This is a genomic window from Nocardia sp. XZ_19_231 (genome assembly GCF_015355705.1).
GTDB lineage: Bacteria > Actinomycetota > Actinomycetes > Mycobacteriales > Mycobacteriaceae > Nocardia > Nocardia salmonicida.
Genome location: NZ_JACUZI010000004.1, coordinates 636,652 through 651,365, shown reverse-complemented (window position 1 = coordinate 651,365; position 14,714 = coordinate 636,652). Strand labels below are relative to the sequence as shown.

15 protein-coding genes are annotated in these 14,714 nt (G+C 67.9%); 11 read left to right on the top strand and 4 right to left on the bottom strand.

What is annotated here, in order from left to right:
- Positions 1-17: 17 nt before the first annotated feature.
- Positions 18-251 carry a DUF397 domain-containing protein gene (locus IBJ82_RS21545; RefSeq protein ID WP_056817490.1) on the bottom strand — a complete coding sequence of 78 codons (234 nt, stop codon included), beginning with the start codon at positions 249-251 and terminating at the stop codon, positions 18-20.
- A gap of 351 nt (positions 252-602) precedes the next feature.
- On the opposite strand from IBJ82_RS21545, the gene IBJ82_RS21540 reads away from it, so the two are divergent.
- From IBJ82_RS21540 to IBJ82_RS21515, 6 genes are all read left to right on the top strand, one after another.
- Positions 603-791 (top strand): hypothetical protein, encoded by a 189-nt coding sequence (locus IBJ82_RS21540; RefSeq protein WP_194827744.1) that lies wholly within the window; start codon positions 603-605, stop codon positions 789-791.
- A gap of 87 nt (positions 792-878) precedes the next feature.
- Positions 879-1,313 (top strand): CBS domain-containing protein, encoded by a 435-nt coding sequence (locus tag IBJ82_RS21535; protein WP_194827743.1) that lies wholly within the window; start codon positions 879-881, stop codon positions 1,311-1,313.
- An 85-nt stretch (positions 1,314-1,398) separates the two neighbouring features.
- Complete coding sequence (locus IBJ82_RS21530) at positions 1,399-2,676, top strand: aminotransferase class V-fold PLP-dependent enzyme (RefSeq protein ID WP_194827742.1); 1,278 nt, start codon at positions 1,399-1,401, stop codon at positions 2,674-2,676.
- A gap of 40 nt (positions 2,677-2,716) precedes the next feature.
- On the top strand, positions 2,717-3,970 hold the full coding sequence (locus IBJ82_RS21525) for a heavy-metal-associated domain-containing protein (RefSeq protein ID WP_228537432.1): 1,254 nt from the start codon (positions 2,717-2,719) through the stop codon (positions 3,968-3,970).
- Positions 3,967-5,376 carry an alanine racemase gene (locus IBJ82_RS21520; protein WP_194827741.1) on the top strand — a complete coding sequence of 470 codons (1,410 nt, stop codon included), beginning with the start codon at positions 3,967-3,969 and terminating at the stop codon, positions 5,374-5,376. The genes IBJ82_RS21525 and IBJ82_RS21520 overlap by 4 nt, the downstream gene beginning before the upstream one ends.
- A complete protein-coding gene (locus tag IBJ82_RS21515; protein ID WP_194827740.1) occupies positions 5,376-6,689 on the top strand; it encodes a pyridoxal-phosphate dependent enzyme in 1,314 nt (437 codons plus the stop codon). The genes IBJ82_RS21520 and IBJ82_RS21515 overlap by 1 nt, the downstream gene beginning before the upstream one ends.
- On the opposite strand, the gene IBJ82_RS21510 is transcribed toward IBJ82_RS21515, so the two are convergent.
- A complete protein-coding gene (locus IBJ82_RS21510) occupies positions 6,690-8,228 on the bottom strand; it encodes a condensation domain-containing protein (RefSeq protein WP_194827739.1) in 1,539 nt (512 codons plus the stop codon).
- A 198-nt stretch (positions 8,229-8,426) separates the two neighbouring features.
- On the opposite strand from IBJ82_RS21510, the gene IBJ82_RS21505 reads away from it, so the two are divergent.
- The 3 genes from IBJ82_RS21505 (at position 8,427) to ligD (ending at position 11,059) form a co-directional block, all read left to right on the top strand.
- Positions 8,427-8,810 carry a cold shock domain-containing protein gene (locus IBJ82_RS21505; RefSeq protein ID WP_228537431.1) on the top strand — a complete coding sequence of 128 codons (384 nt, stop codon included), beginning with the start codon at positions 8,427-8,429 and terminating at the stop codon, positions 8,808-8,810.
- Between the two features lie 174 nt (positions 8,811-8,984).
- Positions 8,985-10,064 carry an ATP-dependent DNA ligase gene (locus IBJ82_RS21500; RefSeq protein WP_194827738.1) on the top strand — a complete coding sequence of 360 codons (1,080 nt, stop codon included), beginning with the start codon at positions 8,985-8,987 and terminating at the stop codon, positions 10,062-10,064.
- Positions 10,061-11,059 (top strand): non-homologous end-joining DNA ligase, encoded by a 999-nt coding sequence (gene ligD, locus IBJ82_RS21495; RefSeq protein WP_194827737.1) that lies wholly within the window; start codon positions 10,061-10,063, stop codon positions 11,057-11,059. The genes IBJ82_RS21500 and ligD overlap by 4 nt, the downstream gene beginning before the upstream one ends.
- 42 nt (positions 11,060-11,101) lie before the next feature.
- Here the strand turns inward: ligD and IBJ82_RS21490 are convergent, their stop codons facing one another.
- Positions 11,102-11,812 (bottom strand): hypothetical protein, encoded by a 711-nt coding sequence (locus IBJ82_RS21490; protein WP_194827736.1) that lies wholly within the window; start codon positions 11,810-11,812, stop codon positions 11,102-11,104.
- A gap of 258 nt (positions 11,813-12,070) precedes the next feature.
- Here IBJ82_RS21490 and IBJ82_RS21485 point away from each other — a divergent pair, with 258 nt between their 5' ends.
- Positions 12,071-12,421 (top strand): hypothetical protein, encoded by a 351-nt coding sequence (locus IBJ82_RS21485; RefSeq protein ID WP_194827735.1) that lies wholly within the window; start codon positions 12,071-12,073, stop codon positions 12,419-12,421.
- Here IBJ82_RS21485 and IBJ82_RS21480 read toward each other — a convergent pair.
- On the bottom strand, positions 12,418-13,140 hold the full coding sequence (locus tag IBJ82_RS21480; protein ID WP_370585419.1) for a TetR/AcrR family transcriptional regulator: 723 nt from the start codon (positions 13,138-13,140) through the stop codon (positions 12,418-12,420). The genes IBJ82_RS21485 and IBJ82_RS21480 overlap by 4 nt on opposite strands.
- A gap of 83 nt (positions 13,141-13,223) precedes the next feature.
- On the opposite strand from IBJ82_RS21480, the gene IBJ82_RS21475 reads away from it, so the two are divergent.
- Positions 13,224-14,654: an SDR family NAD(P)-dependent oxidoreductase gene (locus tag IBJ82_RS21475; protein ID WP_194827734.1), complete on the top strand. Its 1,431-nt coding sequence runs from the start codon at positions 13,224-13,226 to the stop codon at positions 14,652-14,654.
- The last annotated feature ends 60 nt before the right edge of the window (positions 14,655-14,714 follow it).

Genomic DNA, 14,714 nt, shown 5'->3' with positions numbered 1-14,714 from the left:
GACCCAGATCCTACCGATTACCCGGTGAGGTAGTCGAACTCTCCGGCCTTCGCGCCGCGGATGAACGCGTCGATTTCGGGCCGGGTGTAGAAAATTACCGAGCCCTGCGGGTCGCGCGAGTTGCGCACGGCGACCGAGCCGTCGGCGGCTTCGGCAACCTCGACGCAATTGCCGCTGGGGTTGCTGTAGGTGCTCTTGCGCCACGCACCGTCTCCCGGGCGTTCACGCTGATCATGCTGCATTCCGGACATACCGCACTCCTCCTTCTCGAATAATGCCCATCGGTACGAAATTTGCAGATGCACGCACAAACGTTCTTGCATCTGTGTTGCGCGAGGGGGACATTAACACGCCCGAGGCCACTGCGCACCGGTCGGTACTTACCCGATGTCAGGACCGGGAACACGCTCCGATAGAGCCGTCCAGCCCCCTGAATTCGTAAGCGCCGCAACCCCATCGCGAGCCGACACGGCCGAAACGAACGTGCAGATGTGCTTGCATTCGAAAACAGCGCGCCCGTAGACTCAGGCCGCAAGATCATCGGAAGGTTCCAGGCTCCACCGGCCGGGCAACCTTCCGTCGCCGGATGGGAGGGGACTTCGATGAGTAGTCCGTTTCAGCGTCACCTCGGTGCCGCGGTCGCAACGCCCACCGCGTGTAGCGACGAGCCGAACGGGCTCACCTACCGTCAGGCGCGCGAGATGCTGCGCCAGCACGATATCCACGGCCCACAATGTCGTCAGTGGCTGGCCGCCGCCGCGTATCTGTCCGCGGGGCTGGACGACGAATAGTCCGGTCGTAACGTCTTCGTGCTGGTCAGGTCGGTTCCGACAGGTCATGCTGGTGGGCGACGAACGATCCGGACAGGTGGTGCGCGTATGCGGATAGCGGAGATCCTGCGTCACAAGGGCACGGCGGTCACCACGGTGACACCGCAGACCACGGTGCGCGATTTGCTGGCGGCGCTGGCCGAGCACAATATCGGCGCGGTGGTCGTCTCCCCCGATGGCGTGGTGATCGCGGGCATCGTCTCCGAACGCGATGTGGTGCGTCATCTACACGCCCACGGGCCCGCGCTGCTCGATCGGCCGGTCAACGACATCATGACCGCCCGGGTTCGCACCTGTGGGCCCGAGGAAGACGTGTCCTCGCTGCGAGATGTGATGACCGAGCACCGGATCCGGCACATGCCGGTGGTGGAGTCGGACCGACTCGTCGGCATCGTCAGCATCGGTGACGTGGTGAAGAGTGAGATCACCGAACTCGCCGCCGAACGTGAACATCTCGTCGAATACCTCCAGGGCAACTACTGAGCCCGACACCACCCCGCGCTGCCGAAAAGCCCTGCGGCTGAGAATTCTTCGCGAGCCGCGCCACAAACGTGCGTATCGTTGAGACGTGCACCCCGCCCGGCCCGAGCTTGCCGCCGCCTCGGTGATCCGGCACGCGCCCACCCCGGTGCCCGCCTCGATTCGCGCGCGGTTCCCCGCCCTGGCAGATCCCTCGGTGGTGTATCTGGACAGTGCCGCGACGACACAGAAGCCCGACACGGTCATCACGGCAATCACCGACTACCACCGCGAACACACCGCCAACGCGGGCCGCGGGACCTACGGCTGGGCCACCTCGCTGTCCACGCGGATCGACGCTGTCCGTACCCGAGCGGCCGGGTTCCTCGGCGCGCAGCACCGCGACGAAATCGTGTTCACCGGCGGAGCCACCGCCGCACTCGGCGCGATCGCGCACAGTTGGGGCCTGGCCGAGTTGAACGACGGCGACGAGATCGTCTACAACCCCGCCGATCACGCCGCCAATGTGCTGCCGTGGCATCACCTACGTGACACCCTCGCCAGGTTCGGCCGGCGCATCGTGTTGCGGCCCTATCGCAGCACCGCGACCGGCGAGGCCGACATCGAGGACCTCCTCGCGCAGGTCGGTCCGCGCACCCGGCTGATCACCACCAGCCACCTGCATCACGTGTACGGCGGGCTCACCACCCTCGAGGAATTGCACGGCCGTATCGACCCCGAGATCCTGCTGTGCTTCGACTGCTCGCAGAGCGGTGGGCATCTGCCGGTCGACGTGAGCGCTCTGCGTGCCGATTTCGCGGTCTTCGCGGGGCACAAGATGTTCGGTGCGCCCGGGACCGGCCTGCTGTACTGCCATCGCCGGGTGCACGGCAGGCTGCGGCCCTTCCTGCCCGGCGGGCACTCCGGGGTGATGATCACCGACGCCGGCCTGGTCGGCACCGGGATGCCCGAACTGCTCGAGGGCGGCACCCATAATCTTCCCGGGATCCTTTCCCTGGCACCGGCTTTCGATCTGCTGGACGAACTCGACCGGTTCGCTGTGGCCGCGCACAACCGGGTGCTCACCCTGCGGCTGATAGATGGTCTGCGCGAGGTCCCCGGGCTGGATTTTCTTCCCGGGCCCGCGCACGCCGCGTGCGCGGTCGGCTACGGGATCGTCTCGTTCACCCTCGATACGCTCACCGCCGCCGACCTCGGGTTCGTGCTGGCAGATGCCGGGTTCCTGGTCCGGACCGGGGCGCACTGTGTGCCCTCGGCCGATGCCGGTAGCGGTTCGGTGCGGGTGAGCACCCACCTCTACAACACCCTCGACGAGATCGACCGATTCGTCGCCTGCGTGTCCCGCATCGCCGGGCACGGGCGCTGACCCGAGCTGTCCACCAAGCCCCCGACGCCGAGGAGGAACGATGGGCACGCCCACCGTGCAGCACTACGATCGCCGCGCCGCGTCCCGGGTACTGGCCCGACTGGCCGCCCCCGGACTCTTCGCCTCGACCGCCCCGCCGGCCCCGGTGCGAATCACTTTTCGTACCAGCGCATTACAACCGGAGTCCGGCGCCGCGCTGACGCAGTCCCAGCGGATGTATCTGGAACGGTTCATGCGACCGTGCCGCACCGACCAGGTGACCAGCGCGACCCACCGTCTCACTTGGACCGACAGCGCGGGCATCCCCAACACCGGGTACTTCCACACCGCGGGCTCAGGCCCTGAACTCGCGGTGATCGCGCGTGAAACCGTTCTCGCACTGTGGCATTCGCTGTCGGAGTCCGGTCTCCCGGCGCGGGCTGCGGCCCTGCTCGCCCACGATCGCGGTGTCCTTTCCGCGACCACCACCGATCACGATCCGCACGAGATCTTCCGGGTCGGCGTCGAGGCAACAGGGCGGGCGCTGGTCCAACACGGACTGATCGCCGCCGACACCCCCTATCGCGGAGTCGTCGAATTCGCCAGGGGGATGCACGATTCCGGCATCTTCACCGCCGTCGCGACCCGCTGGTTCTGGGAGTTGCAGGCCTCGACCTTCCGGCGCGGGATGATCCCGGTGCGCTTGGCCGCCCAGCCCGATGGGTCCGTGCGCTATACCGCCGATTCGATCGCCGTCCTGCGCACGATGAAGGACGCCACCATCGCCGACGCGCACGCGGTGATGGCGCGCGCGACCACCGAGGAGGGTCTCGAGACCGAGGCGGCCGTCGCGAAGTATCACGACGACCTGGACCTGATCTCCCGGCAGTACGCGCTACTGTCGGCCGACACCAGGCCCACCTGTCTCGCGGCTACCCAGCACGATATCGACGGTGTCGGGGTGCATGTGCTCGCTACCGTGGCAGACCGGTTCGTCGAGACCTTCGCCGCGCTGGCGGGCTCGGTGGAGGTGGTCGAGGACCTGACCGAGCAGCGCCCCGGCACCGACCCCGCAGGCGACGACGGTGTCTTCTACGTGCCCGATATGAGCTGCCGACACTGCGTGCGCACGATCACCGCTCTGCTCGAGTCGATGGACATCCCCGTCGTCGAGATCGACCTGGAATCCAAGCTGGTGATCGCCCGGATCAGAAGTCCGCGCAACCGGTTCCGTGTGTTCGAGGCCTTGCGCGACGGTGGCTACAACCCGGTCGACGACGTGCCGGCGCAGGTGCCCGGCGCGTCGGTGGGATGATCCCGCCTGCCGTCCCCGCCGCGCTGCATCCGCTCGTCGCCGCGTTCCTCACCGACCGCGACGGCGTGCGCGCGGCGCTGCGCCGCTACGGCTCCCCCCTGCATCTATTGTTCCCGCAGGTCTTCACCGCCAACCTCGCAGCGCTGCGTACCGTGCTCGACGCCGACGCCGTCCGATATCGACTCTGCTACGCGCACAAGGTGAATCGCTCGGCGGCGTTCGCCCGTACCGCAGCACACGCGGGGATCGCTGTCGATGTGGCGTCGGCGCAGGAACTGGGTTCGGCACTGTCTGCCGGATTCCCCGCCGACCGCGTAGAGGTGACCGGACCCAAGGGCGCCGCGATGCTGCGGGCCGCGTTGGCCGCGGGTGTGACGGTCAATGTGGACAATCTGTGGGAACTCGCGACGCTGGCCGAGCTGGCGTCGCCAGAGCAGATAGTGCCGGTGCTGCTGCGTGTTTCGGGGTTCTCCGGTAGCTCGCCGAGCCGGTTCGGCATCGATCTCGCCGATGTGGCCACGGCACTGGAACTGCTGGTGCGGCACCGAGATCGGCTGCAGCTGCTCGGGTTCGCCTTCCACCTCGACACCGCGGCCACCACGGAGCGGGTCAACGCGGTCGGCGACTGTCTCGAACTGATCGAACGCGCCTACGCGCACGGACTCGCGCCGACCGTGCTCGACATCGGGGGCGGGCTGCGCCAGGTCTTCACCGCCGACGCCGCGGGTTACGACGCCTACGACCATGTACTGCGGGCGGGCCTGCTCGGACGGGGCCCCGCGATGCACTGGGGCAAAAACACTTTCGGCTACCACCTCGCCGAGGGAATGGTGCACGGCGGGCCGGTGTTCCACAAATACGCCAATTCCGAACCCGCCGCCGCCATGCTCGCCGAACTACTCGCCGCCGCGCTGCCCGGACACGGTGGACGGGCGCTGGGGACGGTGCTCACCGACAATCTCCTCGACCTGTGGCTGGAACCGGGCAAAGCGCTGGTCGACCACGCTGGAATCACCGTGGCCCAGGTGGAATTCGTCAAACAGGCAGGTAACGGCGCGACGCTGGTTCATTTGGATCTCAGCCGCGACACCGTCACCGCCGCCGACCAGGAGGTGCTCATCGATCCGATCGTGCTGGCCGACGAGGTCGAATCGCGGCCTGTCGGAGTGTATTTCGCCGGGCACCTGTGCCTCGAGCGCGACCTGGTCACCCAGCGGCAGGTGCGGGTCGCGCAGCTGCCCTCCCCCGGCGATCCGGTGGTGTTCGCCAATACCGCCGCCTACCATATGGATCTGTCGGCCGCACAGGCCAGCATGCATCCGGTTCCGGCGAAAGTCGCTGTGCTGCATCGTTACGGACGGTTCGAGCTCTGCCCTGACGCCGACTATCGCCCCGGGGGCCGGTGATGGTCTACACCCACATCACCGAGCTGATCGGCAACACTCCCCTGCTGCGTCTCGACCCCGCCGTACACGGGTTACCCGACGTCGACCTGTACGCGAAACTGGAGTCGCACAACCCTTTCGGCTCGGTGAAGGACCGTGTCGCCTGGGCGATGATCCGCGACGACCTCGAGCGCGTCACCGCGGACGGACAGTCGTTCATCGAGGCGTCGAGCGGCAACACCGCCAAAGCGCTGCGGGTACTCGGCGCACTGCACAAAATCCCGCTGCGCGCGGTCACCAACCGGATCAGGGTGGGCGAGGTCCGCCAGTTGCTGCAATTGCTCGGCACCGAGATCGTGGAGCTGCCCGGCCTGTCCGAGTGCCCCGATCCCCATGCGGCCGATGATGTTTCGGCCGTCATCGAGCAGACCATCAGCCAGGGGCATGGCCGCTGGTATCACCCCTCGCAGTACACGAACGAGCGCAATGTCGCCGCCCACCACGACGGCACCGGCGCCGAGATCGCCACCGATCTCGCGGACGCGGGCATCGACCATCTCGACTATCTGATCGGCGGCCTCGGCACCACCGGCTCCACCCGTGGCACCGCCACGGCACTGCTCGCCCATCATCCCGGGCTGCGCACCGTCGGAGTGGTGTCGGACCGTTTCGACTTCATCCCCGGTATCCGCTCCGAGCGCGAGATGTGGGAGGTCGGCCTGTTTCGGCCGGATTTCTACGACGAGATCGTCACCGTCGACTCCGCCGCCGCCGTCGAGGCGACCCTCGACCTGGTTCACGGCTACGGCGTCCTCGCCGGACCGACCAGCGGCGCAGGCTATTACGCCGCTCTGCGCACCCTGGCCACGGCGCCGCGCCCCGAGGGCAGACCGCTGGTAGCGGTGTTGATCGTGTGCGACCGAATGGAACCGTATCTGTCCTATTTCGCCAAACGTCGGCCCGACCTGTTCGGCAAGCCCACCGCACCCGCGCCCCCGAGCCCCGACGACACCGCGCCGACGCTCTCACCCGCCGAACTCGCCGAACTCGACCGCACCGGCAGACCCACTGTCGTCGATACCCGGGGCGCGATGGCCTACCGGGTCGGGCATGTCCCCGGCGCACTCAATATCCGCGACGACCAACTCGACGAGATGCTCACCCAAGGTGTGCCGTTTCCGCGGTCACGGCCGGTGGTGTTCGTGTGCCCGGTCGGGGAGACCTCGCTGCGCTTCGCCGCACTGGCCCACCGCGCGGGCTATGCGGCGTTCAGCCTCGAGGGCGGCATCGTCGCGTGGCGCGATGCCGGATATGCCATGGAGCGCGGCGGCTGATCAGACGAGCACCCTGGTCGCACGTCGAGCCGTACTCAGCGAACGAGCTCGGCCGGCCGCCGCCAGCAGTGGCGCCAGCGGGCCGCGATACCCCTGCGCGAGCAGCCCGATGACCACGCGGAAGCGCGCCACGAAGTGCTGTGCGGTCGATTCGTCGAATCGGGCGATCGGATAGATGAACGACCCGTCGATACCGGCGGGCACGCCGAGCGGATCGTAGTGATCGGTGAGCCCGAACTCGAGATCATGCTTGGCCCTGACCACACCGGTCGGTATCTCGGTGATCGAAAGACCCTGTGCCGGTGGAGGTTCAGTGGCGGTGCGCGGCGCCCCTGCTCGCTGCAGGATGAGCGTCGCCTGGAACAGCGGGAGCGCGGCGTCCTCCAGCAGGCAGCGTTTGAGGCGGGTGTCGGGGGTATCGGGGTGGGCGTACGCGGCGAGCGCGACGCGGCGGACCTGATCGATGAGCTCCTCGACGTCGCCCGCGCGGTCGAGGCGCACCCGCATCAGCACGTCATCGGAGAAGTTGCCGACGAGATCGTCGAGCAGGCGGTGATCGCGTCCCGAAACAGCCGTGGCGACAGTGACATCGGAGCTGCGCGCGAAGGCGCCGACGGTGAGGGCGAACGCGGCCTGCAACACCATGAACAGGCTCGCCCGACCGTCGTGGGCCAACCGCAGCAGCCCGGCGTGGGTCGCGGCATCGAACGAGATCGGCAGCAGCGCACCGGCGACGGGGTCGATCGTCGGCGCGGGCTGTTCGCGGGCGGGTAGGGCGAGCAGGGCGGGACGGCCCGCCAGCGCATTGGCCCAGTACCGCAGCTGATGGGTTGCCCGGCTCCACTCGTCGGTGAACTCGCCGAGCTGCTCGTGCTTCCACAGGGTGTAGTCGATGTAGCTGATCGGCAGCGGCCGCCACTGCGGGGACGTGCCGGCCCGGCATGCCAGATAGGCGGTGACCAGATCGCGGATCAGTGGGCCCATCGAGCGGCCGTCGACCGAGATGTGGTGCACGACAAGGGCCAGCACCACATCGTCGGGGCCGAGTACGAACAGCCGTGCCCGCACCGGCAGTTCACCGGTGAGATCGAAGGGCCGCCCGGCCAGCTCGGCGACCGCGGGGCCGAGTTCGGCTGCGCTGACTGCGCATTCGGCCACATCGAGGACCACATCGCCGGGCTCGACTACCCGCTGCGCCGGGCCGAGCTCGGTCGCCGGGTATCGGGTTCGCAGCGGATCATGGCGGGCGACAAGGAGTTTCAGCGCTTCGCGCAGGGCCGCCACGTCGACGGACGTGCCGCGCAAACGCATGGCCCGCGCGACATTCCAGTCCGCCGACCGGCCCAGCCGCGCCGCCTGCCACATCCGCTCCTGTGCGGGCGCGAGCGGCACGTGCGCCGGACACGGGCGTGGAGCGAGCACCGGTGGCGTGGCAGGCCGCGAACGCCCCGGAGCACTCCCGGTACGCACCGTCGCCGACAACACGCCGCGACCGGCCTCGAATCCCCCCGACCTCATCCCCACGCCGGGGTCCAACACGCGTCTACAACCTCCACACCGTTCCGACAGGTGAGCCACGCTAATGACTGGATGTGAACGCGCAGTTACCGGATCGTGACCATGCTCGGTCGGCCGACCGCATCGCGAGTCCGTAGATTTCGCCGACTATCCACTTTCCGGGCGAAATCGCCCAAAAGCCGCGTTAGAGTAGCGACGGGAAGCTGAGCGAGGAGTTGGTTGGTGTCCATCGGGAAATTGGTGTCGTTCGACGGTTCACGGGGTTTCGGGTTCATCCGGCCAGATGACGGCGGGCCCGATGTGTTCGTCCACGTCAACGACTTCGGCCTCGACGAGGACGAGCTCCGTCAGGGTCGTCTGTTCGAATTCGATGTGACCGAAGGTGATCGGGGACCCAAGGCGATCAACCTGACCGGGGTCGGCCAGGCCACCGCGGCTCCGAAGACGCGTAAGAGCGGCGACCAGTTGGGTCCCGAGGAACTGCGTCAGCAGATCACCGAACTGCTGCTGGAAGCCTCCCCCGCGCTCACCGCGGCCGAGATCATCACCATCCGCGACCGGTTCACCACCTTCGCCGACGAACACGGCTGGCTCGACAGCTGACCTCGCGCCCGCGCTCCGCGCCGCGTGCGCTCCCCGCGGACAGTTGACCGCGACAGGCGCACGCCCGATGTCCGCGCACGTGTCGGTACCCCGTCCTACGATCGCCTCACACACCGATGAATCGGGCGTGCTCGCATCGTCGATACGGGTGAACACACCCGCGAGGAGGATCGGATGGATCTACCGGTGATGCCGCCAGTGCGCCCCATGCTGGCCAAGTCGACGCCGTCGTTGCCGCGCGAACCCGGACTCAGCTATGAGCCCAAGTGGGACGGCTTCCGCTGCATCGTGTTCCGCGACGGCGACGAGATCGAGCTCGGTTCCCGCAACGATCGCCCGCTCACCCGGTATTTCCCCGAGTTGGCCGAGCTGTTGAAGGCGGCGCTGCCGCCGCGCTGTGTCGTCGACGGGGAGATCGTGATGGTCACCGACCAGGGCCTCGATTTCGATACCTTGCAGCAGCGGTTGCATCCGGCGGCCTCGCGGGTCAACAAGCTCGCGGTCGAGACACCGGCCAGTTTCGTCGCCTTCGATCTGCTCGCCCTCGGCGATCGCGATCTCACCACCGAACCGTTCGCGCAGCGGCGCCGCGAGCTCGAATCGTTGCTCGACGCCGCGCCCGGCCGGATCCACCTCACGCCGATCACCCAGGACCCCGACGTGGCCCAGGACTGGTTCACCCGGTTCGAAGGTGCCGGCTTCGACGGCGTGATGGCCAAATCCGACGAGCTGACCTACCTGCAGGACAAGCGCGTGATGCTCAAGATCAAGCACGAACGCACCGCCGACTGTGTGGTCGCCGGGTACCGGATGCACAAGGACGGCGAGGGCGTCGGTTCGCTGCTGCTCGGTCTGTTCGACGACGAGGGCAATCTGCATCATGTCGGGGTGGCGTCGAGTTTCACCGCGGCCCGGCGCCGCGAACTGCTCGGCGAGTTGGCGCCGTTGCGCGAGAACGCGCTCGATGATCATCCGTGGCGCAACTGGGCCGACGCTGTCGCGCAGGCGAACGCCGACGGCAAGATGCCGGGCGGGGTGAGTCGATGGAGCGGCGGCAAGGACCTGTCGTGGGAGCCGTTGCGGCCCGAGTTGGTGGCCGAGGTGCGCTACGAGCACGTGCAGTCGGGACGGTTCCGCCACGGCGGGCGGCTGGCCCGGTTCCGGGCCGATCGCACCCCGGAGTCGTGTACCTACGCCCAACTCGACGAAGTGGCACCCGCCGAGCTCGACGCGATCTTCGGGGTCGGCCGATGAGCGCCGCGGTGGAACTCGACATCGACGGCCGCGCGCTGACGATCAGCAATCCCGACAAGATCTACTTCACCAAACGCGGGGAGACCAAGCTCGACCTGGTCAACTACTACCAGGCCGTCGCTGATCCGCTGCTCGGCGCGATCGGGGGCCGTCCACTGTTGCTGGAACGCTATCCCGACGGCGCTTCGGGCAAATCGTGGTTCCAGAAACGGGTGCCGAAGTCGGCGCCGGACTGGTTGCAGACGGTGGAGGTGTCCACCCCGAACGGCACCACCAGTGACGCGCTGGTGGCCCACGATCTCGCGCACATCCTGTGGGCGGTGAATCAGGGCTGCCTCGGCTTCCACGTGTGGCCCAATCACGTTCCCGATCTGCGGATCGCCGACGAACTGCGCATCGACCTCGATCCCTCGCCCGGCATCGGATTCGATGATCTGCGCCGCGCCGCGATGCGTACGCGCGAACTGCTGGCCGAACTCGGCATCGATTCCTCCATCAAGACCTCGGGTTCGCGTGGGCTGCACATCTACGCCGCGCTGGAACCGAAGTGGGACGGCTACGAAGTGCGGGCGGCCGCGGTGGCGCTGGCCAGGGAGCTGGAACGTAGGCACCCCGAGGAGATCACCGCACAGTGGTGGAAGGAGGAGCGCGGCTCGCGGGTGTTCATCGACTTCAATCAGAACGCGCCGCACAAGACCGTGTTCGGCGCCTGGTCGGTGCGGCCGAAGGTCGGCGGTCAGGTGTCGACGCCGATCACCTGGGCCGAACTCGACACCGTCGTCCCCGACGAACTCACCCTCGCGACCGTGCCCGCCCGCCTCGCCGAGTCCGGTGATCCGTGGGCGAACCGGGCAGCGCAGTCGATCGAGCCGCTGCTGGAGATGTCGGAGCGCGACATGGCAGCGGGGCTGATGGACGCACCGTGGCCACCCCAGTATCCGAAGATGCCGAACGAGCCACCGCGCGTGCAACCGAGCCGGGCCAAGAAGGACTGAGGTCTACTCCCCCGATCCCGAGCCCCCGCCGGCCGCTGAGGGCTACTCGGTGGTCCAGGGCGACCAGACCGCGGCGCCGCCCTTGCCCTCGCACACGAGCGCGTGGTTGTCGGAGGTGCGGCCCGACTTGTCCACCGCGGGATCACATTTCGCCCCCGCGGTGTAGTAGGACCCCGAAACCCGGAACGGCCCCGACCAGGTGTAACCGCCTGCTCCGCGCAGACAGAGCAACGTCGCACCGTCTGCGGCGACACCGAGTAGACCGGCCTTCTCGGCGGCACACTCGGTGCCCTTCTCGACCACGCTGCCCTTCTCGCTGCTTGCCGCGGGGCTCGTCACCGGGACGGCCTCGGTGGTCGTCGGCGTCGCGTGGGAGGTCACCGACACCGGCATCGGTGTCGTGGTCGACGACCCGGCGAGCGCCGGAACGGACACATCCAACCCACCGAAAACAGCGAGCCCGATCGCCACCGCCACCGCCACCTCGCAAATGCCGAGCAGCAACGCCAGCAACGCGATTCCCCGCCCGCGCGGATGCCCGAACGACAGCAGCCCGAATACGATCGCGATCGGAAACAGCAGCACCAGCGCGGCGGCGAGCGCCACCATCGCATACGGATTCACACGCGGCTGGTCACTGCGGCGACCGCCGCCCACACCCTCCGATGACACCTGCGGCCAGCGCTGGCCGTCCCAACGTCGATCATCGGACTCCTGCTCGGGGTCGTCGTCCCATTCCTCGTACCGTGCCATCAACCCCGGGTCCCTCTCCGATCTCCCCGGGCGCACAACGAAACAGGTATGACGCCGGGTTACGCGACGAGAATAAGGACTCGCAGCCCGATAGCACAGCTCAAACGCAAAATAGGGTCACAGTGACATAACGTGTGATTGTGCGGTAACCCACCTGGTAAAGAACCGGCTAACCCATTTGCTTCGCCCGACGGAACAGGTTCATGCTGGTAGTCAGGGGGACCACTGCGCGCATCCCTCAGCTCGCGAGGAGGACTCATGTCCGGCAGCACGCCTTCGGCAGACCCAGCCTGGCATGCCCAAGCCGGTGACCTCCTGGCCGACGACTACAACGTCCCCGGCATCATCATGTGCGCGATCGGGGTGGTCGGGCTCGCCTGCACCCTCGTCGCGGCAGGCACCGAGCACACCGGGTGGGCCGTGCTGGCCGGAATAGCGACGGTGCTCTTCCTCGGCGGCGGCGTCGCTGCGCTGATGTTCGAACATCACCGCGAGCAGAAGATCGAACAGGCGCTCGGCCGCACCGGCCACGCACCCGGCCACGCCGGACCACAGCGCTACGGTGCCGCGGTCGCGCTGCCACCCTCGCGGCGTGCGCTCGATCCCTAGTGTTCGCCCCGTTCCACCCTCGGTGTCGTTTCGGTGCGCAGGATGCTGGGGATCGTCTCGTTGATGATCGTGAGCAAGGTGTCCGCCAGCAGTTGATGCATCTGGGCCCTGGTCAGCGTGCCGCGGGTAATCCATTCGCGCCCGGCGACTTTCACCAGGCCCGCGTAGGCGAGCACCAGCGCGCGCAACGACGCACTGTCTGCCAGATCGGCGCGTCCGATCATCACCAGCATGCGTTCGGCGGCGGCGTCGTCGGCCTGGTCGAGGATCTGCTGCACCTCGGGGTCGTCACCGACGCCCTCGTGGCTGGTGACCTTCACCCAGGTGGTGCCGTGCTCGGCGATGGTGTCGAGCAGCCAGCCCACGATCGCGTCGACCCGCTCGCCCGCGGTGCCGTCGGGAATGGACACCCTGTCCTGACGCGGCAGGGTCACCATCCGACGCACCACCGCCAGATACAGGTCGCGCTTGTTGCCGAAGTAGTGGTTGATCAGGCCGCGCGCCACCCCCGCGCGCTGGGCTAGCTCCGCGGTCGACACCGCCGCGTAGGGCCGCTCACCGAACATGTCGATGGCACAGGCCAGGATCTGCGCGCGTCGCTCGTCGGGTTCGAGCCTGCGCCTGCGCGGCGCGTCTGCGGTATCGGTGTCCAGCGGGGAAATCGGGCTGCTCCGTCGGGTTCGTATCGTCGTCGCGCGGTTGCGGCGACGGCCCATCACGATACCCAGCGGGTCGCTCGCGCGGCCAATGCGACAATAGATGTCGTCCACCGCTCCCGCACGAAGGAATGTCGCACTCCCCGATGACCGAGAACATGATCGATCCGGATGAGTTGGCGACCTGTCTGCGGGTACTGGAACGCGCCGGGCAGTTGGAGAAGGAACATCCCGATTCCATCGCCGTGCAGCGCGCTGTCGGGCACATGTTCAAAAAGCTCAAGCACCGCCGCCGCATCGAGGCCAGGGAGCAGATCTCCACGAACGACCGCGCGGTCATCGCCACGACCGCCACCGGTTCCCCCCAGCGCATCGATGACGAGACCGCGGGCATCCCGATCAGCTCGGCCACCTCCGGTGCGAGCGCGGGCACCCTGCTCAAGGCGCGACCCTGCTACATCTGCAAGCAGAAATACACCCAGGTCGACGCGTTCTACCACCAGCTGTGCCCCGAGTGCGCGACCTCGAGCCACACCAAGCGCGACGCCCGCACCGATCTGTCCGGCAAGCGCGCCCTGCTCACCGGTGGCCGCGCCAAGATCGGCATGTACATCGCGTTGCGCCTGCTGCGCGACGGCGCGCACACCACCATCACCACCCGCTTCCCCAACGACGCGATCCGCCGCTTCGCCGCCATGGAGGACAGCGCCGACTGGCTGCACCGGCTGCGCATCGTCGGCATCGACCTGCGTGACCCCGCACAGGTCGTCGCCCTGGCCGACGACGTCGCCGCTCAGGGCCCCCTCGACATCCTGATCAACAACGCCGCCCAGACCGTGCGCCGCTCGGCCGGCGCCTACAGCGCGCTGGTCGACGCCGAGAACTCGCCGCTGCCCGCGGGCGTGCTGCCGGAGATGGTCACCTTCGGCAAGACCATGCAGGCGCACCCGACGGCGCTCACCGCCTCGCTCACGCCGTCGCTGTCGGCCACCGATGTCGCCGAACTCGCGTTGGTCGCGGGCTCGGCCACCCCGGAACGGATCGCGGCGGGCGTGGCCATCGACGCCGGTGGGCTCGTCCCCGATCTCGCGCACACCAACAGCTGGGTGCAGACCGTCGGCGAGGTGGAGGCCACCGAACTGCTCGAGGTGCAGCTGTGCAACTCGGTCGCGCCGTTCATCCTGGTGTCGCGGTTACGTCCGGCGCTGGCCGCCGCGGCGGGCAGGCGCAAGTACGTGGTCAATGTCTCCGCGATGGAAGGCCAGTTCGGCCGCGGTTACAAGGGTCCGGGGCACCCGCACACGAATATGGCCAAGGCCGCGCTGAACATGCTCACCCGGACCAGCGCGCTCGAGATGTTCGAGGCCGACGCGATCCTGATGACCGCCGTCGACACCGGCTGGATCACCGATGAGCGCCCGCACTTCACGAAGGTCCGTCTGGCCGAAGAGGGCTTCCACGCTCCGCTCGATCTCGTCGACGGCGCAGCCCGCGTCTACGACCCGATCGTGCAGGGTGAGGACGGCGTCGACCTGTACGGCTGCTTCCTGAAGGACTACCGGCCTTCGCCCTGGTGATCCACAAGCGTTGCCGAACCGGAATGATGATCATGATCCGATCGGCGAGCGGGTACATAT

What these genes read in the sequence shown, in the direction of transcription:
- IBJ82_RS21545 (WP_056817490.1), bottom strand. Translation starts at nt 251, where the DNA reads ATGTCCGGAATGCAGCATGATCAGCGTGAACGCCCGGGAGACGGTGCG.
- IBJ82_RS21500 (WP_194827738.1), top strand. Translation starts at nt 8,985, where the DNA reads ATGGATCTACCGGTGATGCCGCCAGTGCGCCCCATGCTGGCCAAGTCG.
- IBJ82_RS21485 (WP_194827735.1), top strand. Translation starts at nt 12,071, where the DNA reads ATGTCCGGCAGCACGCCTTCGGCAGACCCAGCCTGGCATGCCCAAGCC.
- IBJ82_RS21475 (WP_194827734.1), top strand. Translation starts at nt 13,224, where the DNA reads ATGACCGAGAACATGATCGATCCGGATGAGTTGGCGACCTGTCTGCGG.
- IBJ82_RS21515 (WP_194827740.1), top strand. Translation starts at nt 5,376, where the DNA reads ATGGTCTACACCCACATCACCGAGCTGATCGGCAACACTCCCCTGCTG.
- ligD (WP_194827737.1), top strand. Translation starts at nt 10,061, where the DNA reads ATGAGCGCCGCGGTGGAACTCGACATCGACGGCCGCGCGCTGACGATC.
- IBJ82_RS21525 (WP_228537432.1), top strand. Translation starts at nt 2,717, where the DNA reads ATGGGCACGCCCACCGTGCAGCACTACGATCGCCGCGCCGCGTCCCGG.
- IBJ82_RS21490 (WP_194827736.1), bottom strand. Translation starts at nt 11,812, where the DNA reads ATGGCACGGTACGAGGAATGGGACGACGACCCCGAGCAGGAGTCCGAT.
- IBJ82_RS21535 (WP_194827743.1), top strand. Translation starts at nt 879, where the DNA reads ATGCGGATAGCGGAGATCCTGCGTCACAAGGGCACGGCGGTCACCACG.
- IBJ82_RS21520 (WP_194827741.1), top strand. Translation starts at nt 3,967, where the DNA reads ATGATCCCGCCTGCCGTCCCCGCCGCGCTGCATCCGCTCGTCGCCGCG.
- IBJ82_RS21540 (WP_194827744.1), top strand. Translation starts at nt 603, where the DNA reads ATGAGTAGTCCGTTTCAGCGTCACCTCGGTGCCGCGGTCGCAACGCCC.